The organism is Shewanella salipaludis (assembly GCF_012911865.1).
Classification (GTDB): Bacteria; Pseudomonadota; Gammaproteobacteria; order Enterobacterales; family Shewanellaceae; genus Shewanella; species Shewanella salipaludis.
Window position 1 is genome coordinate 220,192 of the sequence record NZ_JAAXYH010000002.1, and the last position, 19,391, is coordinate 239,582.

The window sequence follows — 19,391 nt, forward strand, 5'->3', positions numbered from 1 at the left end:
GCCCATTTCTTAGTCAGTTAGTCGCTGCTGTTTGCAAGATACGGTTTCCGTTGCCGGGTTCCGGAATCGCTAAATCTCGGGGGGATAGTGGCATGACAAAATAAACAATATTCACAAAATAAGCCTGAATATTTAGAATTATTAATTTTAAATCTCAAATTACACGACAAAAACACGCTAAAACGGCATATTTTATGGTGTTTTGATAAAATTAAGATTTGCCGCGCAGGAGGAATGCTGGCAGAGTAAGACCCATCATCTTCATCAGCGCTTCGTGGGAGTCCCTTATGTGTTCAATTTTTTCTATTCTGGATATTCAATCCGATGCCAAGGCGCTGCGCCAGACCGCCCTGGAAATGTCCAAGCTACTGCGCCACAGAGGGCCGGATTGGTCGGGGATCTATGCCGATGACAAAGCCATTTTGGCCCATGAACGCCTGGCGATAGTCGACATAGAACACGGTGCCCAGCCCCTGCTGAGCCAGGATGAGAGCCTGATCTTAGCGGTCAACGGCGAGATCTATAACCATAAGGAGCTCAAGGCGCAGCTCGGCGATAAGTACAGCTATCAGACCAACTCGGACTGCGAAGTCATTCTGGCACTGTACCAAGAATACGGGGTGGATTTTCTCGACATGCTCAACGGCATCTTCGCCTTCGTGCTCTATGACAAGGCCAAGGACAGCTACCTGATAGGTCGGGATCACATGGGCATCATCCCCCTCTATACCGGCCGCGACAGCGCCGGCAACCTGTATGTCGCCTCGGAAATGAAGGCGCTGATGCCTGTATGCAAATCGGTAGCCGAATTCCAGCCGGGGCAATACCAGCACTCAGCCGACGCAGCGCCCGTGACTTATTACAGCCGCGATTGGCGTGACTATGAGGCGGTCAAAAACAACGGCGCCAGTCAGGAAGAGTTGCGCTGCGCCCTGGAAGCCGCGGTCAAGCGCCAGCTGATGTCGGATGTGCCCTATGGCGTCTTGCTGTCGGGTGGACTGGACTCTTCGGTGATCTCCGCCATCACCCAGACCTATGCCAAGCACCGCGTCGAAGACAACAGCCAGAGTGATGCCTGGTGGCCGCAGCTGCACTCCTTCGCCGTCGGTCTCACTGGCGCGCCGGATCTGATCGCGGCCAAGAAAGTCGCCGATGCCATAGGCACTATCCATCATGAGATCAACTTCACCTTCCAGGAAGGTCTGGACGCCATCAAGGAGGTCATCTACCACCTGGAAACCTATGATGTCACCACCATACGTGCCGCCACCCCCATGTACCTGATGGCGCGCAAGATCAAGGCCATGGGCATCAAGATGGTGCTGTCGGGCGAAGGGGCCGACGAGCTATTCGGTGGCTACCTGTATTTCCACAAGGCGCCCAACGCCCAGGCCTTCCACGAGGAATTGGTGCGCAAGCTCGACAAGCTGCACCTGTTCGACTGCCTGCGCGCCAACAAGGCGATGGCGGCCTGGGGCCTGGAGGCGCGTGTGCCTTTCCTCGACAAGGAGTTCATGGATGTCGCCATGCGCATCAACCCCGAGGCCAAGATGTCCAAGGACGGTCGCATAGAGAAGCATATATTGAGGCAAGCCTTCGAGCACAAGCTGCCCAAGGAAGTGGCCTGGCGCCAGAAGGAGCAATTCAGTGACGGCGTGGGCTACTCCTGGATAGACGGTCTGAAGGAGCATGCGGCGACCCAGGTGGAGGATTTACAGCTGGCCAACGCCAAGTTCAGGTTCCCCTACAACACCCCCGAAACCAAGGAAGCCTATTTCTACCGCTGCTTCTTCGAGGAACAGTTCCCGCTGCCGAGCGCCGCCGAAACCGTGCCCGGCGGCAAGTCGGTCGCCTGCTCTACCCCGGAGGCGCTGGCCTGGGATGCCAGCCTGCAGGGCATCATAGATCCGTCCGGCCGTGCCGTGCGCTCGGTACACAGCAGCAGTTACTGAGTAACGGCCACCAACATTGAAAGCTCCCTGATACCCATACGCCAGCTCATATGAGCTGGCGTATGGGTATTTAATGTGACCGTGGCTGTCAGCTCACTTGTTTGAAATAAGTGGCATGGTCCAGTTCGGTGATATTCATGGTCAGGCTATCCACCTCGGCGACAAGATGGGCTATCAGATCATATACAGCCTGGGTCAGCTGTTGTTTCTGCGCCTGACTGCGGCCCGGCATGATGGCAAAACCTATGTGGATGAAACTGCCGGCGGCCTCACCGACGGCAAAATGTTCACAACACAAGGCGCGGGTCTTGATGGATGCCGGCTCGAACAGTGCCGACGCGATCGCGCCCTGATGCACGCACCGCACCAGCTCATCGATCGCCAGCACCTCGGCCAGCGGCGCCGAATACTCTATGACACAATGTGGCATTGACTACACCTTATTCCGACCAGACGGCATATTCGTTGCCGTTGATGTCGCTGAAATGAAATCTGCGACCACCGGGAAAACTGAAGATGGCTTTCACCAGAGTGCCGCCGGCATCGAGCACGTCCTGCTGGGTCTGCTCCAGTTTCGCACTGTAGAGCACGATCAGCGGACAACCCTGGGCCAGGTTAAAACTCTGGGGCGATTGATAAAAGCCGCCGGTGATCCCCGCATCGAGGAAACAGCTGTATTCGGGACCATAGTCCTGGAACTGCCAGCCAAACACCCGGCCGAAGAAGTCCTTGGTCCCAGGCAAATCTTTCACCGGAATTTCGAGGTAATTGATACTGTTATGACGATTCATCCGCCGCTCCTTATGTTGAACTCTTTGCTGGAAAGTATGAGGTAAAAACGGGAGCCTGGGCTCCCATCACGAGTGTCATCAGCTTAGTGCTGGATGAAGGCGGCGGCAAGGCCAATCAAGCCACCGAAGACCCCACCCCAGACCACCAGCCAGCCCAGATGTGTCTTGATCATTTCCTGCACTATCTGCTTAACCATCTGCGGCGTCAGCTCATCCAGGCGCTGACTGACGATTTTCTCTACCTTATGGCGCATGTCCGCCAGCACATTCGGCTGCTCCAGCTCCTCTTTGAGCAACTCGAAGAAAGCCTCACTCTGGGCCAGTTCGGTCAGGGACACTTTCATCTTGGCGATGAAAGGCTCCTTGAGTGGCACCAAGGCCTCGGTGCCACCGAACATGGCCAACATGCCGCCGAAGGAGGACTGGGCCACGGTACTGACCAAGGCATCGAAGGCCGGCGCCAGATCGACCTTCTCTATCACAGGGGTCAGATCCAGCTGTCCCACGCCGGACTCTTTTTCCGACAGGAACCTGTCGATATTCTCGTCGGTAAAGAACTGCTTCATCATCAGGTGTGAGATCCCGGCCTTAAACTCTTCGAACCGCGATGGCACCACGCCCGAGCCATAGAGACCAGGCACTTTTTCGAACAACATGTACACGGCCAACCAGTTGGTCACGGCTCCCGACAAGGCAAACAGCCCAACTGTCAGCACCAAGACATTGTTCAATCCATAACCAGCCAAAACCAGGATGGCTGCGATAAGATTTGTTGTCACACTCTTATTCAATCTCTGTATCCCCATGCTAAAAACCGGCCAAACCACGCGGCCAAGGTCGTCGGCTCAATGCGTCGCCGACGAAAACCGTCGTATATTATCAACTTCATAGGGGATTAAACACAGCTAATCTCTGCCGCCTGGGCAGAGAACCCGGCCGAGCCATGACATAGGGCATGAGGCATCTGAGGTTAACTCCTGGGGTACTTGCGCAGGTCCTGATAATCGAACGCCAACAGATGGATCTTGTCGAAGGCGACACCATTGAGAAACGCCCACTCCTGCCCCTTGGCAACCTGTTGCGGTTCTCCACAGAGATAGATGCGATGCTCCCGGGTCACCCTATGGCGGGCGGCAACCAGCTCCAGGACATCTCCCAGCACTATCCTATGTCCATCCACCTTGGCCTGCTCGGCCGGCGCAGTAACGCAGCCCTGATAATGAAAGTTGGGTTGCGCCAACATGAGCTTGAGCAGTTCTCTATGCCAGTAGAGATCGTCGCAATACCTGCCGCTGTGGTACAGATAAATAGGCCCCCTATGCCCGAGCGCTATCGCCTCACGCACTATCCCGAGCGCCGGCCCAAGGCCGGCACCGCCCGCCACCAGCAGCAGGCTATCGGCCCCGTATTCGGGCCGATAGCAGCATTCCCCCCAGGGCCCCTGGACGCCGAGGGTCTCACCTACCCTGACCTTGTGATAGAGCCATTCGCTCATCAGGCCTGGATGTTTATGACGTATATGCAACTCGAAGGTGCCGGTGTCGGGCAGGCTGGCGATGGCATAGCTGCGCATCAGGCCATCACTGCGGCGAAGGTTAATACACTGACCGGCACGGAAAACCACAGCGGCAGTTGGCTTGATGATGAGTTTGACTATGGTGTCTGACATCAGCTGTTTGTCCACCAGATGCGCCGGCACGAACAACTCATCGACAAGGGGGGATGCCAATTTTAAATAATCACTCGGATAACATTGGCAAGCATAGATATAACCCGCCTGGGTTAACGCTTCACTCAAGCCCCGCTGGGCACCGAACGAAATATCCCCTTCCAGATGACGCACCAAACAACTGCGACAACGCCCCTTCTTACAGGAAAACTTCATCGGCAGCCCCTGGCGTACCAAGGCATCCAACACAGTTTCCCCTGGCTTGGCGGTATAAGCCTCATCATTCCAGTAAAATAATGTCATTGCCTTTATATCCATTACAGGACCCGCAGTAGAGCCCCAATCCCTGTGACCCTTTAAGATGTAATCGATTTAACTCATTGTCAATAAAAGGTTAAATATTAACTTAGCCTGAGTTGTCCCCTGAGCTATATTTAAGCACAACAGGCACACTCTTTCGGTATTTCTGCTGCTAAAGCATATTTTCAGCCCATGATATTCGTTAGAATAGCGACAATTCCCCGGTAATCGGCACTTGTTAAGTCATTCAAACTTTTCGGATACTGACATTGGTTATGCGCATTAAACTCTCATCGTTCACCCAAAGATTTTTCCGCCTGCCGCGCGCTATGCGTGTCGCCGGTTACTGCCTGTTAGGCTATTTACTCTATGCCGCCCTGCTGGGGCTGTTGACGCCTTACCTACTCAAGACCCAGGCGCCGGCCAAACTGAGCGAGCTGCTGGGTCGCCCCGTCAGCATAGCCGAGATAAAGATCAACCCCTTCCTGCTCGATGCCGAGATACGTCGGTTCAGAGTCGATGCAGTGGATCACGCCGACTTTGCCGCCATAGATCGCCTCAGCGTCGAGGTCAATTTTTGGCGCTCCGTTTTCCAGCAGACCCTGGATCTCGAAAGGCTGCAGATAGCAGGCTTGTCTGCCAACCTGGCCAGACTGAGCGATGCGCCACAAGCCAGTTTCAATTTCAGCGACCTACTCACCCGTTTCCAGAGCGAGGCGCCGCCGGCAACTCCCGCAGCCGAGACGGCGGCATTAATGCCGGTCAAGATAGCCGACTTTGAGTTGACGGGCGCCACACTGCGACTCGAAGACAAGGTCACCGGCGGTATACTCAGCTATCCGGAGATCAATCTGCAGCTGACGCAATTCGACAGCCGGGGGTTGCTGGCCAGGGCCGAGGCAGATGCCAGGGCGATCAACAGCTATGCCCTGCAGATCGATGATCAGGATGAAGCCAGGATAGGGCTGCAGGGGCAATTTCAGTTGCAACCGCTGCGGGTCATGGGCGAGCTGCAGCTGGAGCGGCTGCAACTCACGCGCTTCTGGCCCTTTGTCGCCGCCGAATTCGCCGCCAGGCTCGACAGTGGTCAACTGGGGCTAAAGAGCCACTACCAGCTGAGCCAAGATAAGGACCAACAGCTGCAACTGCAAAGCGACCAGGGACACTTGAGCCTGGAGCGGCTCGAGTTCAGCCATAGGGAGCAGACGCTCCTGGTGCTGCCTGAATTTGTGTTGGACGACATAGCAGTGGATCTTGCCGCCCAGCGGGTCACCATAGCCGACAGCCGCACCCGGGGGCTGATGCTCAAGGCCGCCATAGACAAGGACGGGGTGGATCTGCTGCCGCTGTTCATGCCCAAGTTTTTGGCCCTCTCTCAGCAAGAGTCACCCAAAGCCGCGCAGGTGAAGCCAGAACCACAGGCAGAAGCGCAAACCGCCACTGAGATGGCGTCAGACGCCGCGACCGGCAACATCACAGCCAAAGCCGCTGCCGAGGCCAATTGGCTGGTGACCTTAGGCGGCTTCACCCTGCAGGACTATGACATCAACCTCAGCGAGCAAGGGCTCGCCCAGACGCAAGTGCAATGGCGCATCTACCCGCTGAACTTAAGCACGGGCGAGATCCGCAGCGACTTGAGTCAGGCTGTCGACTATGAACTGTCGCTGGAGCTCAACCAACAGGGCAAACTGCAGGCCCAGGGCCGGGCCGATCTGCTGCAGCAAACCCTAGACACCAAGATAGCGCTGACACAGCTGGCATTGGCGCAATTTGAGCCCTATATCAGTCCTTTCCTGAGCATAGACATAGACTCAGGCTCGCTCAGCACCCAGGGCGAGTTGCGTGCCGATGCCGCCGGCAAGGCCATCTATAAAGGATCGGCCCGGGTCGATGAACTGCTGATAAGAGACAAGCAGCTTAAGGCACCCTTGCTGCAATGGCAGTCTTTGGCCGTCGAGCAGCTGGCGTTCGATGCCGGCGCCCGGCAACTGACGATTGACACCCTCGCCTTCGCCGAGCCCTATGCCAAGGTCATCATAGCCGAAGACAGGAGCACCAACATAGGCAACCTGGTCGTCGCCCAAGCGGCGCAGCCGTCGGCCGCCGAGGCGGCAACCCCAGTGACTGCCCAAGCCGAGTCCGGGGAAACATCCACAAAAGATGCAACGGCCGCTGAAGATTTCAACGTCACTATCGATCAGATAAGCTTCGCCAATGGCTCGGCCTTCTTCGCCGACAACAGCATCAGCCCCAATTTCGCCGCCAGCATAGAAAGCCTGGAAGGCCAGATAAGCGCCTTGTCCTCCACCCCAGGCACCAAGGCCTCCGTGGATATCCGGGGCAAGATAGACAAGTATGCCCCTGTGACCCTCAAGGGCGACATCAATCCCCTGCTGGAGCAACCTTTCCTGGATCTCGATCTCGACTTTAAGAATGTCGAGCTGACCTCGGTCAATCCCTATTCGGGTACGTATGCGGGATATTACATAGACAAGGGGCAGCTGTCCCTGGCACTCAATTATCAGCTGGAAAACAACCAACTCAAGGGCAAGAACCACCTGGTTATAGATCAGCTGGAACTGGGGAAACCCAGCGACAGCGATCTGGCGACCAGCCTGCCGGTCACCCTGGCGGTGGCACTGTTGCAGGACAGGAACGGGGTCATAGATCTCGGGATGGAAGTCTCAGGCGATCTCGATTCACCGGATTTCAGCATAGGTGGCATAGTGCTGACCGCCTTCACCAATGTGATCACCAAGGCTGTGACCGCCCCCTTCTCCCTGTTGGCCGGCTTGTTCGGCTCGGAAGAAGCCCTGGACAAGATCCACTTTGCCGCAGGCATGGCGACGCTGGAGGCCAGTGAAGGCGAGAAGCTGGCAATCCTGGCCAAGGCACTGGCGGATCGTCCCAAGCTCACCGTGAGCATAATGGCGGGAGTCGATGCCAAAAACGACAGCCAAGCCTTGGCCGAAGCACAAATGAAACGCCAACTGGCAGAAATCGCCGCCATAGAGGTCGAGGCGTTGCCGGCCAAGCTCAGCGCCAGTCACTTCCCCATCCAGGGCCCCTTATCCGTGGCGCTGCAGCAACTGTATCTACGCCTGTTGGAGGCTGAGCCGGCGGACATCAAGGCCAAGATCCTCGCCGAGGCCGGCGAACAGGAGCTGACCGAAGAGACACTGCTGACCCGCTGGCACCTGGCACTCTACAATCTATGCCGCAACGCCATCAAGCTTGGCGAAGACGACTTGGGCGATTTGGCCCAGGCGAGATCCAAGGCGGTCAAAGCCTATCTGGTCGACACCCAGGGCGTGGCTCCCGAACGTGTATTCCTGTTGGAGAGCCGCATCAATCTCAGCCAGAATGCCCAGGAGGCCCAACTGACCTTAGGCGCAGAATGAGCCAGGACCCGCCGGCAGCCCTGATGGTTTGCCGGCGGGCCCTGTTCGCCGGGTCCTCACCCTTTGCTTTTCTGCCTTTGTCCTTTTAAGCCCCATCCCCTTGGGTTACACTCTGCGACTTTCAACACAGCACAGATTGGATTAAAGGTAACCTATGTTTATTATTCGCTGGCTCTTGGGCCGGATTATTTTAACCCTTAACTTTATCTTCGCCCCCAAGAAACCCCGACGTCCGCAGGCGGAGCAAGCGGCGCTCGATGCCCAGACCCAAGGCCTGTCCCTGTATCAATATCCTGCCTGTCCCTTTTGCGTCAAGGTGCGCCGTGCCGTTCGCCGTCAAGGGTTGAACATAGCGACTATCGATGCCAAACAAGCCGCCAACAAAGACACCTTGGTCAGCCAGGGCGGCAAACTTCAGGTGCCTTGCCTGAGGATCGAGACCGATGGTCAGGTAACCTGGCTGTATGAGTCATCCGAGATCATAGACTATCTCGAACTCAAATTTGCCTAGCCCTGATTTGCCTAGCTCAGAGTTGGCCTGGTTCAGGCGCTCAAAATCGCAGCTCATGATAGCGCGTCATGACAGAGTCTCATGACAGAGAGCCCTAATGTGCCCACGCCTGTGGGCACATTGCTTTCCGTCAAAACTCCGGCTGAGAGGCCAAGATCACTGGCGCCAGAAATAGGCCCGGTCCGAATAGTCATACAGCCAGAGTGGCCTATATACCACCAACAGAGTCACCGCCATGCCATTGAGCAGCGCCTCGGGAAAACCCAGCAGCGGGATCAAGAGCAGGTAATTATCCACCAGGGTCGGCCAATCATAGTCTGTGGCCAGCAAGAGCCAGAGCGCCCAACCCAACTCATGAGTCACCATGGAGAGGCCGGCGTTGATGAAGGCACCGCAGAAGATAAACACGAACAGATTGCGCGGCAACTTGTGGTAAGTCCAGCTGTAGAACGCGAAGCTGAGCCCCAGAGGCAGACACACACCGAACAGGGCATAGGCCCCCATTGCCGCGGGTTGCTTGAACAGCAAGAGGCTGAAAAATGCCACCGGCAGCAGCAAGGCGACACAGCTCAGGCGCCAGCCGAACATCAGCATGCAAGTGACCAGCCCGAGAAAATGTGCATCCAGGCCTGGCATGATGCTGGCGTTAAGCAACCATAAGCCATTGATGCCAACCAGGATCAACAACAACCGCGACTGCTGCGACCTATCCGCCAACAGCGACTTGATATCCTCTGCCGGCCAGATGAGCTTCAGCCACAGGAGCAATAGCCCCAGCGCTATGGCATCGGCCCGGGTGAATTGCCAATCTATGTCGGCGAACAGATGTGACCAATAGTCAATCAAAGCTATCCCCTTTACATCCCTGCGTGGATTAAAAACCTCATCAGCTGATATTACACCTTATTTTAAGGTAATCTGCTTGACTAAGATCATGACGTTTTTAATGGACCTCGGATGAATCAGCACTTTACCCGGATAATCTTGCTCACTTGCGGCCTGTTGTGCGGCTGCAGCAACACCCTGGATCCTGGCGAGTATGCCGGCAAGCTCAAGGACAGGCTCGCCACCGACATCAAGGACAATGGCCTGAAACTCTTTACCTACAGCGCCAGGCTGGTCGACGCCCCGTTGCCTGACGCGAGCGATGCCGGGGAACGGCCACTGCGCGCTGCCGGACGTATGAGCCCCAAAGATAGGCAGCAGGCCGCGGCGCACCAAGCGCAGGCATTGGCAGACTGGGCGGCCCAAATAGAACTTGGGTTAGGAAAAACCCTGGAGATGACCGGCTATTGCCGTCAGGGTTACATAGAGCTCTATCGCTCGATAGCCTATGGTCGAGGTGAAATTCACGGCGAGTGCAACGAAGGGGCCGATGCCGGCGACAGGCAAAAATTTACCCTGCAATGAGCAACGGACTGAAGCGCAGCCGAGCCCAAATACGGGTCGCTGGCCTCAGCCTCAACATAGCTTGAAACAGATCATATACAGGGATTTCTCATCCGGATAGATGCGGCTAATCACCGCCAGCAGCTCGTCCAGCGGCATGTTTTCCTGCAACGCATGCCGTTCATCTATGTCGTCTACTTCGAGCGGGGTCACAGACAAGATCTGAATATTGCAGAACCAGCGGCCGGTTTCGAAGGTCGAAACACTCACTATCTCGCCGGGCAAGAAATCCGCCTCGGCATGGTTCCTGATGGTGATAGTCTTGGCGCCACTGAGAATATCCTTTTCAAATCTATGATAAAAAGTCATTTGCTTTAGGGGTCGAGTCATGCGCCAGCTCCTTAGGGTCTATGCAGATATTCCAGTTTCATCCAAACCTAAGCTTACTCAATAGATGGGATCGAAGCAAAACATGGTCAGCCGCCTCGGTTTACGTTAGAATTCGCCCCTGATTGCGCCGCCGGCCGCAGCGACGGTTCCCCTATCGTCGCCAAAGTATGTAAGAGACAGAATGAACAAGAAACAAAAGATCATCAAGAAACTGGCAAAGCGCGCCAAAGCCAGACAGAACAAGGTCGAGGTCACCAGTGTCGGTGTCTCAGGCAAAGAGCGCTACATCTCCAAGGCCGAGCGGGCGCGTTTAGCCGCGCAGGCCGACGCTGCGGAAGTCAACGCTGCGGAAGCCAATGCCCCTGAAACCGAAGCCGCGGAAAGCCCGGGCACAGAAGCCGTTCCGGCAACTGCCACAGGCGACAACCAAGCCTGATATCCCCGCTCCGAGTCCCGGAGTGTTTGCCAAGTTGAACCCGGCCCTGTCCGGGTTCAGTCTTATTTATCCCCATATGCTTCATCATGCCCAGAGCACTCTCGGTAGTGCTTGCGATAGCGCTCTCAGCATCAGGGCTCGCCGCTCCGCTACTTCTCAGGCTCCTGCGGCCGGCTGAAGCCTACCAGCTCGGGGACGGAATCATCCAGGGCTTCCTCCGCCAACTGCGCCATCTGAGTGCATGACGAAGACAGGGGATTGGGGCTTATCGGACTCATCTCGGCTTCCGCCTCGGCCCCGCCAGGCTCTGAGCCGAGCATGACGCCGGGGGCAAGCGTACTGACCCGCTCAACCAAGCGATAGGCCATCATCACGGCGAGGACGCCGAACAGCACTGATCCCAGCACCTGGCCGATCAAGACCCCGTGGACGCCGCCCCATAGCGCACCGAAATACACGAATGGTATGGTCCCCAGCGTCGCCTTGCCCACATTGAAGAAACTGGAATACTTCGCCTTACCCAGGTTGTTGAAGGAAGCGTTGGCGACGAACAGTATGCCGGAAAAGATGAAGAATACCGCTATGTAGCTGCAGAAAAACAACACCAGCTCGGCACTGTCCCCCTTAAGATCGAATACCCGAATGACTTGAGACTTGAGGGCGAACAACAACAGGGACACCAGCAAGACATAAAAAGTGCAGAACTGGATGGCTCGGGTCAGGCTTTCGCGCACCCTGGCATATTCCCCGGCGCCATAGTTCTGCCCCACTATGGGGCCTATGGCACCGGATAAGGCGAATATCATCCCGAAACAGACGGGAATGAGGCGGCCAAGCACGGCCCAGCCCGCTACATAGGCGTCGCCGAAGTCGGCGATGGCGCGGGTCACCACGGCATTGCCTATGGGGGTCGCGACATTGGTCAGCATGGCCGGCGCGGCAATGGCAAATACCGGCCGGAGATCTTGCTTGAACGCCTGCCAATCGAAGCGGCCGAACAACTTATGCTTGAAGATGATCCCCCGGCCGGCCACCAGCAACACAGCCAGCCGCGCCAGCACGGACGCCAGCGCCGCACCTTCGATCCCCATGGCAAACATGAAGATTAAGATGGGATCGAAGATCGCATTGACCCCGCCACCCGTCAGGGTCGAGAACATGGATAACTTGGCATCGCCGACGGCCCGCAGCGCCCCGCCCAGCGCCATTGCCAGGCAGATCAGAGGCAATGAGGGCACCAGTATGTAGAGATAATCGGCGGCAAGCTCGGCCGTATGTCCCGTCGCCCCGACCAGGGAGACCAATTCGGGAATGAAGCAGGTCACCAGGGTCGCTACCAGCAAGCTGACCACCAGGGTCACCACGGCGCTGTTGAGCAGCAACCGCCTGGCGAGCTTGAGATCTTTGGCCCCTATAGCACGGGAAACCAGGGCGCCCAAGGCGATGGACAGACCTATGCCTATCGAAGTGGTGAAAAAGGAGATGCTGCCGGCATAGCCCACCGCCGCCGCCAACTCCTGCTCCCCCAATAGACTGAGGAAGAAGATATCCAGCAGGTCGACCACAAACAGCGCCGAGATGCCGACGGCGGCCGTCGAACTCATCACCAAAATATGGTTCAGTATGGGTCCCTGTACAAACTTAGCCTTGGTCATGGTTATCCTTGTTTCCAAATGAGTTTTCAGATGAGTTTCCAGATGAGATTCGGTCCAGGTGGCCATCGCCTTCTCAGGCATCCGACTCCAGTTCGCTGCCACAATGATTGCAGTATAATGCATTGTTTTCATGGCCTATCTTCAAACAATTACTGCAACGTCGCAGGTCACGGCTGCGATTCATTTCCTGGGAAATTTCCACCGTCAATATCCCTGTGGGGATAGCTATGATGGAATAGCCGAGCAACATGGTAAAGGCGGCGATCGCCTGACCCAGGTTGGTCTTGGGGGTGATATCGCCATAACCTACTGTGGTGATGGTCACCACAGTCCAGTAGATAGACTTGGGGATGGAGCTGAAGCCATTCACTGGCCCTTCGACCACATACATGATGGCGCCGAGCACCATGATGATCAGGCTGACGGAAAAGAAGAAGATGAACACCTTACGCCCCGACTGCAATATCGCCTTGAGCAAAACATTGCCTTCACTCAGGTAGCGCAACAACTTGAGCACCCGGAAGATACGGAATAAACGCAATACCCTGATAACCAAGGTGACGTTGGCGCCGGGAATAAAGATCGCCAGGTAGCTGGGCAATATGGACAAGAGATCCACCACCCCATAGAAACTGCGGGCATACGCCAGCGGCTTGGTCGAGCTATAGAGGCGCAAGCCATATTCCAGGGTAAAGATGACGGTGAACACCCACTCAAGCCCCCGGATCAGCTGGCTATACTCCTGATTGATACTGCGTATGGTATCGAGAAACACCAGGGCGACACTCAAGACGATACATAAGATGAGGGCTAAATCGAAATAGCGCCCGGCCGGAGTATCTGTGCCGAATATCACTACCCTGAGCCTATGCCTAAGGCCATGGTCATCATTGTTTTCTTTGGACATATATCAGCTAACTTCCATTATCAAGCATTCACGGGACCACTGGCTGGCAGTCGTCAGGGTGCCAGTCTGCCATGCATTGGCACCCGGCTCAAAAATAATCTAGTCAACAAGGCTTATAATTTCGGGTATCATCCCGGCAACATGGCGCGTCACCCATGCGCATCTATATGCTTGAATCACTGCTTAAACCACTTGCCGACTGTTTGAGGGAATTATGCGTTTTACTTTGTTATCGGCCGCCGTCTTGCTGAGCCAGCTATTGTCTTTGCCACTGCAAGCCTCATCGTCCCCCGCCGCAGTGAAAGTCGATCTGGTGGTGGTCACCAAATCCGAGAATAGCCTGGTGTTGTTGCGTAACGGGGAGATAGTCAAAAAATATCACATCGCCATGGGGGACACGCCAGCCGGCCATAAGCTCAAGGAAGGCGATCAACGCACTCCCCAGGGGCGCTATCTATTAGACTACAAAAAGTCCGACAGCGCCTTTTATAAGTCCATCCACATATCCTATCCCAATGAAGAAGACAAGCTGCGGGCCCAGGCACTGGGGTTAAGCCCAGGCGGCATGATCATGATCCATGGCCAGAATCCCAGATCTTCCCTGCCGGCGGAAGAGGCACAGAGATACAACTGGACCAATGGCTGTATCGCAGTCACCAACAAGGAAATGGATGAGATCTGGCAGGCCATAGACGCAGGCACCCCGATAGAGATCTGGCCCTGAGCCCCTCGCCCGCATTGGCACTATAGCCTTAGCAGCATTAGCACAAGCAGGATTAACGAGACACACAATGACAGCACTCCCCCTCAGTCTTGACGCCCTGGATGCCGGCTGGCCGGCATTCGTCCAGGCCACACAAGAGTTCATCGCCCGTTTGGGACTGACCCAGCTGCAGCTGGAATGCGATCACGTGGCCCTCAGGGTCAACAGTGTCGCCGCCGCCGATGCCCTGCGCCTCGCCTTTAGCCGCCGGGGACAGGTTATTTCCGAGGCCAAGATCAACGGCAGGCCCATATTGATCATTAAGCTGGATGAGCCACTGCAGCTGGGCCCCATGTCTGTCGAGTGCATAGAGCTGCCCTACCCTGGCGACAAACACTACCCCAAGGAAGGCTGGGAACACATAGAGCTGGTGCTGCCATCACAGGCCAGGGACTGCCAGACCCTGGCAGCCGAACTGCTCGCACGCGTGCCCGCTTTGACCCCGGTGCTCGCCGGCGGCACGGACATAGAAGTTAAGCTCAGCTCCCCCAAGGGAGCTGGCGAACGCCTCGCCAACCCGACCATAGCCTTCAAGGCCGGGCCCCTGTGTATCAAGCTGCACCCCCACTCAATCCAGGCCATAGTCGCCAGCGAAGCCCAGGCACAAACACAGACACAGACACAGACCGAGCTGTATAGGCCGGGCTAGCTAAACAGCTGAGGCGGCGCCATCCCGTATCTCCCATGTCCGCGACCGAATAGGCTTGCCCATTCGGTTTTTTCGGGCGATAAATAGGCTTAAGTAACACAGGATTAGGGAGAGGTCAGCGATGAAACAGATGAAGCATGAGCCGCAGCTGCTGAAATTGGCACTGGAGATAGGTGTAGGTTACGCCAAGAAACGCGGTTTCGCCGACTTCGACAAGGGGGTGTCACCGAAAGACAAGGTCGAATGTATCTACCGCTTATTGGTCAACGACAACTTGATCCAGCCTCTGGCCAAAGACAAGGAAGACGGCCCCAACATGAAACATAAACTCATACTCTGGATCAGCCGGCAATTGCCGACCGAACACCCACTGCTGAACGATTAACGCCGCCGATCAGCGCTCAGCCTTGGCGCTGGTCTTGCGCCGCTTGGCGGCCAGTACCTGGTCCATGGCGGGCACCAGGCTGCCGGCATCGAGGCGCATCTGGTACCAATTGAGCCGCCAGTCAAGATGTGGCCCGGTGGCCCGACCGGTGGACCCCACTTCGGCCACCGCCTGGCCTTGCTTCACAGCATCACCCGCCTTGAGGTACAGCTTGCTCAGATGCAGGAAGCTGGAGCTCACCCCATAGCCATGATCTATGATCACTGTGCCACCCGAGTAAAACATGTCGGGCACCGCCAGGCTTATCACCCCATCGGCGGGAGCCACCACCACAGTGCCTGTCTTGGCCGCCACGTCGACGCCGAAGTGCGGATTGCCGGGGACGCCATTATAGACTCTCTGGCTGCCGTAGACCCCGGAGACTCTGCCCGTCAGTGGCCAGATGAAGTCACTCAAGAATGCCGTCTGCGCCGAGTCTGTGGCCCTTGCGGCCTTGACCGCGGCGCTGTCTTTGGCTGCCCGCGCCAATGCCTTGGGGTCCGGCTGCATTATCTGCTTGCTGATCCCTTTCACCTGCTGAATATCGTACTGCCGCTTGGCGACTTTGAGGGGTTTAATCTCGGTCAGCCCGTCCGGGTACACCAGGCTAAGGCTCTGCTCCGCCTCGGCATCGCGATCGAAACCGAAGGCAAACTGCCCCCCGGGTGTCACCCTGAGTGGCTCGCCGTTGAGGCTGACCCGAGTTCCCGCCGGCGCCGCCGCCCGGATCAAAGCGCCCTGGCGAAACTCGCCCTGAAAACTCACCTCGGCCATCACATCCACGGCGGTAACGCCACTCAGCAGCCCGGTTGCCAGAGGGATCCAACTCAACAAATGCCGCACATTTGCCTCCTTAAAGCTCATTAACAAAAAGCCTGAGCTATGCTCAGGCCTGAATACTGGTGCTAGCCATGACTGGCGATGGCCCCCTTGCCGACACCCTCGAAGGCAATCACCTTGAAGTGACTGCCGGGCACTTTGGCCGCCAGGGTGCTGGCCATGAAGTCGGCCAGCAATTCGACCGTAGTGTCATGGGGAATGAGATCACAATTACCCTTGGGCATGGCGAGCTGAAAATCCCCCTGGGGCGCCTGGTAATGGAAGCCGTAGTGACTGTCATCGCTGATCTGGGTCTGAGGCGACAGGGTCAGCTCGGTGACAGACACAAGATCTTCCTCACTGCCCAGATAAATATCCTGCCAGCGTCTGGCCCAGTACTCATCCCAGAAGAGGGCCGCCTCGCCGTTTTCAAACACGGTCACAGGGCTGCGATGCCCATGGGCGATGCGCTGACAATTGCCGTCATGTTTACGCAGCCCGTGGCTGTAATGGTAATAAGGAGTATCCAACTGTTCGTTGCGCAGGGTCAGGTAGATGCCTTCGACATTGGCGGGCAGAACCTCACGCAGCGCCTGTTGCAGGAACAGATTCACGCTGGCAAAGTCTATCACTTCGCTCGGCACCAGGGCGAAAGCCTGGGCGGGACAAGCCAGGTGGATCCCCCCCTGCTCGCTGTCGAAATCCATCCAGACTCTGTCGCCCTGCTGCTGCCAGCGCACCTGGTTACAGGCGGTGGGCACCAATAAACGGTGATCGGCCACCGCATCTATGGTTTGCTTTATGGTGCGCTTCACCTTGGCGAAATCGAGCACCATATTCTGCTCGTCCAGACCACCATCGAGCAACACATCTATTATCCAACTTTCCCCTACCATGCCGCGCTGCGGACACAGGTAGGAAAAGTCCAATACGGTTAAATCTTTGACAAACAGTTGCATGTAAACTCCCAGGCGGAAAAACAGTCCACCTCTTGACCCAAAATGGTTCCTGCCGGCAGTGGCCGGTGGAACCCAGATGCCCGTAAGCACGGATACTCATGTAGTGTCGGACATTCTAATCAATTGTGCCCATATCGGCGAGGAATGATTCGCCCATGACCATTATTCCGCTGGTTTTATCGGCCCGGCGCCGCGGCCCATGAAACAAAAAGCGCATCCGGGGATGCGCTTGGCAGCTCAAGACGGTGGCCCAGGCTTGGCGCTTAGGCCTGAGGCTTAAGCCAGGCGCTCATTCTGTGACGCTTGGCTCAGGATGTAATCCAGCGCCCCCGTGATGGCGGCCACCTGGGCGTCGTTGCATTCGCGCTCGCTCACCCTGGGGCTATCCGGGTACACCTCTGTGGTGGTGCCATAGGTGCAATGGGTCAGGCTGCTGCAGAGTCCCAGCGTCTTCACCGGATAGTTGATCACCCCCGGCTGCGACAGGGGTTCGCCGATGATCTTGCCGGCGGCGTCGGCCGGGGCTATGTGGGTCACGGCACTCACGGCGGCTATGATGGCTTCCTGGAACGCCGGCTGCGGATTCTCACTGTCCCCCACCAGGTAGAAGCCGTCCGGCACTGTGTCTGCCACATAGTCCTGACCGTCACGGGCCGCCAGTGCCGGTCTGAACTCCTGCTCGTCCGAGTCTGTGGTTTCATGCAGATCTATGTGCGCCAGGATGTCACACTCCAGGGATGCAACCAGACGCATCAAGGCAGCCGACTCTTCGGCCGGACTCTGGGCGTAGAAGGAGCGATTGGGATCCACGGCATTGGGGTTCCAGCGATTGATGGTTTCATAACCCCAGGGGCTGACGCAGGGGGCCACCAGGATATTGAAGTGTTCAGCGTAATTTTCGGCCTGGGTATCGAGGAACTTGATCGCCCCCTGCACCCCGCTGGTCTCATAGCCATGCACTCCGCCGGTGATCAGGATTGTGGGCTTGTTGCTGTCCCATCCCAGGGTTTTCAGCGCCAGCAGCGGATAGCGCGCGGCATCATAGGACAGAGCGCCGTATTGCAGCCGCTCGAAGCGCGTCCCGAGCGATTCAAGCTTGTCGAGCACTTCTTCCCGGTAGGAGCGCTTGATGCCGGCTCTCGCCAGCCAAGTCGCCTTCTCTACGTCTCCCCAAGGTTCGCCTGGGGTGCCTATGGGATAAGAATTTGAACTTTGCATGAGTCTGCCTTTTGTCATTATTGATTCAGATTGGGGCCAAAAATAGCGGCTATTGCCTGGCCGTGCAAGTGAGCGAATAGCCGTGTGAGTGAGCCAAGTAACACCCGCATCCCCGTCCGAGGCCGGAAAGCATAGATCGTTGCCATGACCCATGGCAACGGTACCAGTCAAAGAGATAAGGCAAAGAGGCTAATCAAGGATACCAGGCAAAGGGAGCAGGCAAAAGATAAGGCCAAAATAGCCACTTCACGCCCTGGGGTTGCAGGCCCAGGCTTATCCTGCCCTATATAACCTCAAACTTCCTATGGCCTCGAATTTCCCACAGCCCAGGTTTTGGTTAGCCCTTAGCCAAACCATAGCTCTTACTGAAGGCTTGCAGACCACTGGCGGTAAATAGCATGGCCCTGGAGTCGAGTGCCCTCTCTGCCCAGCCCTTCGCCAGAATATCCTCGAGGATCCAATTGCCCAAGACCCCGGCGAGATGGCTGCGCCTCTCGCTCCAATCCAGGCATGACTTGCACAGCGGGCGCCGACGCTTGCCCTGGCGCCCCTTGAGTTCCTCGATATCCAGCCCCAAGGCGGCGAAAAAGGCCCTGCCATCGGGCGTCAAGCGGGTTTCATCCTGCTCCCGGGTGAGCAGGTTTTGCGCCCCCAGGGCATCATAGAGCGCCACCCCAAGTTCGCCGGCCAAATGGTCGTAACAGACCCGTGCCCGTCTGAGCCCGGGATCCGCCGGCCCATGGACACTCTTGGGATTAAGGCTGCCGGCGCTGATATTGAGCAAGCTTTCCAGCAGCTCGGCGACTTGCGGACTCTGCAGCTGAAAATATTTATGCCGCCCCTGCTTGCGGACCCGCAGCAGCTCGCCCTCCACCAGCTTGCTCAGGTGACTGCTGGCGGTTTGCGCCGTGATATCGGCTTCCACTGCCAGTTCTGTCGCCGTCAGCGCCTGGCCTCCCAGCAGGGCGACCAAGATGCGGGAGCGGGCGGTGTCGCCGATAAGGGCGGCGATAAAGGCGATGTTGGGTTCCATGTATTGTCTTCTATCCTGGGGGCGACTCGATTTACGGGCTCTCGCCTGCAGCCGATACGGTTCGATGGCCGTCGAAGCATAGGTTTTTCCGGCCGTTACTATGCCTAGAAGCTACCTAAAGGCGT

20 protein-coding genes are annotated in these 19,391 nt (G+C 56.8%); 8 read left to right on the forward strand and 12 right to left on the reverse strand.

What is annotated here, in order from left to right; translation table 11 throughout:
- The first annotated feature begins 287 nt into the window (after positions 1-287).
- Positions 288-1,952: an asparagine synthase B gene (gene asnB / locus HC757_RS03915; protein ID WP_169562998.1), complete on the forward strand. Its 1,665-nt coding sequence runs from the start codon at positions 288-290 to the stop codon at positions 1,950-1,952.
- Positions 1,953-2,040: 88 nt separating this feature from the next.
- On the opposite strand, the gene HC757_RS03920 is transcribed toward asnB, so the two are convergent.
- The 4 genes from HC757_RS03920 to HC757_RS03935 form a co-directional block, all read right to left on the reverse strand.
- On the reverse strand, positions 2,041-2,382 hold the full coding sequence (locus tag HC757_RS03920) for a 5-carboxymethyl-2-hydroxymuconate Delta-isomerase (protein WP_169562999.1): 342 nt from the start codon (positions 2,380-2,382) through the stop codon (positions 2,041-2,043).
- 10 nt (positions 2,383-2,392) lie between these two features.
- Positions 2,393-2,743: a VOC family protein gene (locus HC757_RS03925; RefSeq protein ID WP_169563000.1), complete on the reverse strand. Its 351-nt coding sequence runs from the start codon at positions 2,741-2,743 to the stop codon at positions 2,393-2,395.
- Between the two features lie 83 nt (positions 2,744-2,826).
- Positions 2,827-3,534, reverse strand: a complete 708-nt coding sequence (locus HC757_RS03930; RefSeq protein ID WP_169563001.1) for a DUF445 domain-containing protein — start codon at positions 3,532-3,534, stop codon at positions 2,827-2,829.
- 179 nt (positions 3,535-3,713) lie between these two features.
- A complete protein-coding gene (locus tag HC757_RS03935; RefSeq protein WP_169563002.1) occupies positions 3,714-4,715 on the reverse strand; it encodes a 2Fe-2S iron-sulfur cluster-binding protein in 1,002 nt (333 codons plus the stop codon).
- Between the two features lie 272 nt (positions 4,716-4,987).
- On the opposite strand from HC757_RS03935, the gene HC757_RS03940 reads away from it, so the two are divergent.
- Positions 4,988-8,113: a DUF748 domain-containing protein gene (locus HC757_RS03940; protein WP_169563003.1), complete on the forward strand. Its 3,126-nt coding sequence runs from the start codon at positions 4,988-4,990 to the stop codon at positions 8,111-8,113.
- A 154-nt stretch (positions 8,114-8,267) separates the two neighbouring features.
- Positions 8,268-8,624 (forward strand): glutaredoxin family protein, encoded by a 357-nt coding sequence (locus HC757_RS03945; protein WP_169563004.1) that lies wholly within the window; start codon positions 8,268-8,270, stop codon positions 8,622-8,624.
- A gap of 156 nt (positions 8,625-8,780) precedes the next feature.
- Here HC757_RS03945 and HC757_RS03950 read toward each other — a convergent pair whose 3' ends face one another.
- Positions 8,781-9,470: an energy-coupling factor ABC transporter permease gene (locus HC757_RS03950; RefSeq protein ID WP_169563005.1), complete on the reverse strand. Its 690-nt coding sequence runs from the start codon at positions 9,468-9,470 to the stop codon at positions 8,781-8,783.
- 111 nt (positions 9,471-9,581) lie between these two features.
- Between HC757_RS03950 and HC757_RS03955 the strand changes: the two genes are divergently transcribed.
- On the forward strand, positions 9,582-10,034 hold the full coding sequence (locus HC757_RS03955) for a hypothetical protein (protein WP_169563006.1): 453 nt from the start codon (positions 9,582-9,584) through the stop codon (positions 10,032-10,034).
- 51 nt (positions 10,035-10,085) lie between these two features.
- On the opposite strand, the gene yqfB is transcribed toward HC757_RS03955, so the two are convergent.
- The gene (yqfB, locus tag HC757_RS03960) at positions 10,086-10,403 is read right to left on the reverse strand and encodes a N(4)-acetylcytidine aminohydrolase (protein ID WP_169563007.1); all 318 of its coding nucleotides are present in this window, start codon (positions 10,401-10,403) and stop codon (positions 10,086-10,088) included.
- A 181-nt stretch (positions 10,404-10,584) separates the two neighbouring features.
- On the opposite strand from yqfB, the gene HC757_RS03965 reads away from it, so the two are divergent.
- A complete protein-coding gene (locus HC757_RS03965) occupies positions 10,585-10,839 on the forward strand; it encodes a DUF2986 domain-containing protein (RefSeq protein WP_169563008.1) in 255 nt (84 codons plus the stop codon).
- A gap of 149 nt (positions 10,840-10,988) precedes the next feature.
- Here the strand turns inward: HC757_RS03965 and HC757_RS03970 are convergent, their stop codons facing one another.
- Together HC757_RS03970 and HC757_RS03975 are read right to left on the reverse strand one after the other, a co-directional pair.
- Positions 10,989-12,494, reverse strand: coding sequence for an MATE family efflux transporter (locus HC757_RS03970; RefSeq protein ID WP_169563009.1), 1,506 nt, complete (start codon positions 12,492-12,494; stop codon positions 10,989-10,991).
- Positions 12,495-12,567: 73 nt separating this feature from the next.
- Positions 12,568-13,401, reverse strand: a complete 834-nt coding sequence (locus tag HC757_RS03975) for an ion transporter (protein ID WP_169563010.1) — start codon at positions 13,399-13,401, stop codon at positions 12,568-12,570.
- A 214-nt stretch (positions 13,402-13,615) separates the two neighbouring features.
- Between HC757_RS03975 and HC757_RS03980 the strand changes: the two genes are divergently transcribed.
- The 3 genes from HC757_RS03980 to HC757_RS03990 all read left to right on the forward strand — a co-directional run bounded on the left by HC757_RS03980 (position 13,616) and on the right by HC757_RS03990 (position 15,198).
- On the forward strand, positions 13,616-14,125 hold the full coding sequence (locus tag HC757_RS03980) for a L,D-transpeptidase family protein (protein ID WP_169563011.1): 510 nt from the start codon (positions 13,616-13,618) through the stop codon (positions 14,123-14,125).
- 67 nt (positions 14,126-14,192) lie between these two features.
- Positions 14,193-14,813 carry a VOC family protein gene (locus tag HC757_RS03985; protein WP_169563012.1) on the forward strand — a complete coding sequence of 207 codons (621 nt, stop codon included), beginning with the start codon at positions 14,193-14,195 and terminating at the stop codon, positions 14,811-14,813.
- 121 nt (positions 14,814-14,934) lie between these two features.
- On the forward strand, positions 14,935-15,198 hold the full coding sequence (locus HC757_RS03990; protein ID WP_169563013.1) for a DUF5062 family protein: 264 nt from the start codon (positions 14,935-14,937) through the stop codon (positions 15,196-15,198).
- Positions 15,199-15,207: 9 nt separating this feature from the next.
- On the opposite strand, the gene HC757_RS03995 is transcribed toward HC757_RS03990, so the two are convergent.
- From HC757_RS03995 to HC757_RS04010, 4 genes are all read right to left on the reverse strand, one after another.
- Positions 15,208-16,011: a M23 family metallopeptidase gene (locus tag HC757_RS03995; protein ID WP_244623181.1), complete on the reverse strand. Its 804-nt coding sequence runs from the start codon at positions 16,009-16,011 to the stop codon at positions 15,208-15,210.
- Positions 16,012-16,142: 131 nt separating this feature from the next.
- A complete protein-coding gene (locus tag HC757_RS04000) occupies positions 16,143-17,015 on the reverse strand; it encodes a 6-carboxytetrahydropterin synthase (RefSeq protein WP_169563015.1) in 873 nt (290 codons plus the stop codon).
- A 276-nt stretch (positions 17,016-17,291) separates the two neighbouring features.
- A complete protein-coding gene (locus HC757_RS04005; RefSeq protein ID WP_169563016.1) occupies positions 17,292-18,233 on the reverse strand; it encodes a M14 family metallopeptidase in 942 nt (313 codons plus the stop codon).
- A 337-nt stretch (positions 18,234-18,570) separates the two neighbouring features.
- Positions 18,571-19,266 carry an ArsR/SmtB family transcription factor gene (locus tag HC757_RS04010; protein WP_169563017.1) on the reverse strand — a complete coding sequence of 232 codons (696 nt, stop codon included), beginning with the start codon at positions 19,264-19,266 and terminating at the stop codon, positions 18,571-18,573.
- Positions 19,267-19,391 lie beyond the last annotated feature (125 nt).

Coding starts and splice junctions, on each gene's coding strand:
- asnB (WP_169562998.1), top strand. CDS start 288: ATGTGTTCAATTTTTTCTATTCTGGATATTCAATCCGATGCCAAGGCG.
- HC757_RS03920 (WP_169562999.1), bottom strand. CDS start 2,382: ATGCCACATTGTGTCATAGAGTATTCGGCGCCGCTGGCCGAGGTGCTG.
- HC757_RS03925 (WP_169563000.1), bottom strand. CDS start 2,743: ATGAATCGTCATAACAGTATCAATTACCTCGAAATTCCGGTGAAAGAT.
- HC757_RS03935 (WP_169563002.1), bottom strand. CDS start 4,715: ATGACATTATTTTACTGGAATGATGAGGCTTATACCGCCAAGCCAGGG.
- HC757_RS03940 (WP_169563003.1), top strand. CDS start 4,988: ATGCGCATTAAACTCTCATCGTTCACCCAAAGATTTTTCCGCCTGCCG.
- HC757_RS03945 (WP_169563004.1), top strand. CDS start 8,268: ATGTTTATTATTCGCTGGCTCTTGGGCCGGATTATTTTAACCCTTAAC.
- HC757_RS03955 (WP_169563006.1), top strand. CDS start 9,582: ATGAATCAGCACTTTACCCGGATAATCTTGCTCACTTGCGGCCTGTTG.
- yqfB (WP_169563007.1), bottom strand. CDS start 10,403: ATGACTCGACCCCTAAAGCAAATGACTTTTTATCATAGATTTGAAAAG.
- HC757_RS03965 (WP_169563008.1), top strand. CDS start 10,585: ATGAACAAGAAACAAAAGATCATCAAGAAACTGGCAAAGCGCGCCAAA.
- HC757_RS03970 (WP_169563009.1), bottom strand. CDS start 12,494: ATGACCAAGGCTAAGTTTGTACAGGGACCCATACTGAACCATATTTTG.
- HC757_RS03975 (WP_169563010.1), bottom strand. CDS start 13,401: ATGTCCAAAGAAAACAATGATGACCATGGCCTTAGGCATAGGCTCAGG.
- HC757_RS03980 (WP_169563011.1), top strand. CDS start 13,616: ATGCGTTTTACTTTGTTATCGGCCGCCGTCTTGCTGAGCCAGCTATTG.
- HC757_RS03985 (WP_169563012.1), top strand. CDS start 14,193: ATGACAGCACTCCCCCTCAGTCTTGACGCCCTGGATGCCGGCTGGCCG.
- HC757_RS03990 (WP_169563013.1), top strand. CDS start 14,935: ATGAAACAGATGAAGCATGAGCCGCAGCTGCTGAAATTGGCACTGGAG.
- HC757_RS03995 (WP_244623181.1), bottom strand. CDS start 16,011: ATGGCCGAGGTGAGTTTTCAGGGCGAGTTTCGCCAGGGCGCTTTGATC.
- HC757_RS04000 (WP_169563015.1), bottom strand. CDS start 17,015: ATGCAACTGTTTGTCAAAGATTTAACCGTATTGGACTTTTCCTACCTG.
- HC757_RS04005 (WP_169563016.1), bottom strand. CDS start 18,233: ATGCAAAGTTCAAATTCTTATCCCATAGGCACCCCAGGCGAACCTTGG.
- HC757_RS04010 (WP_169563017.1), bottom strand. CDS start 19,266: ATGGAACCCAACATCGCCTTTATCGCCGCCCTTATCGGCGACACCGCC.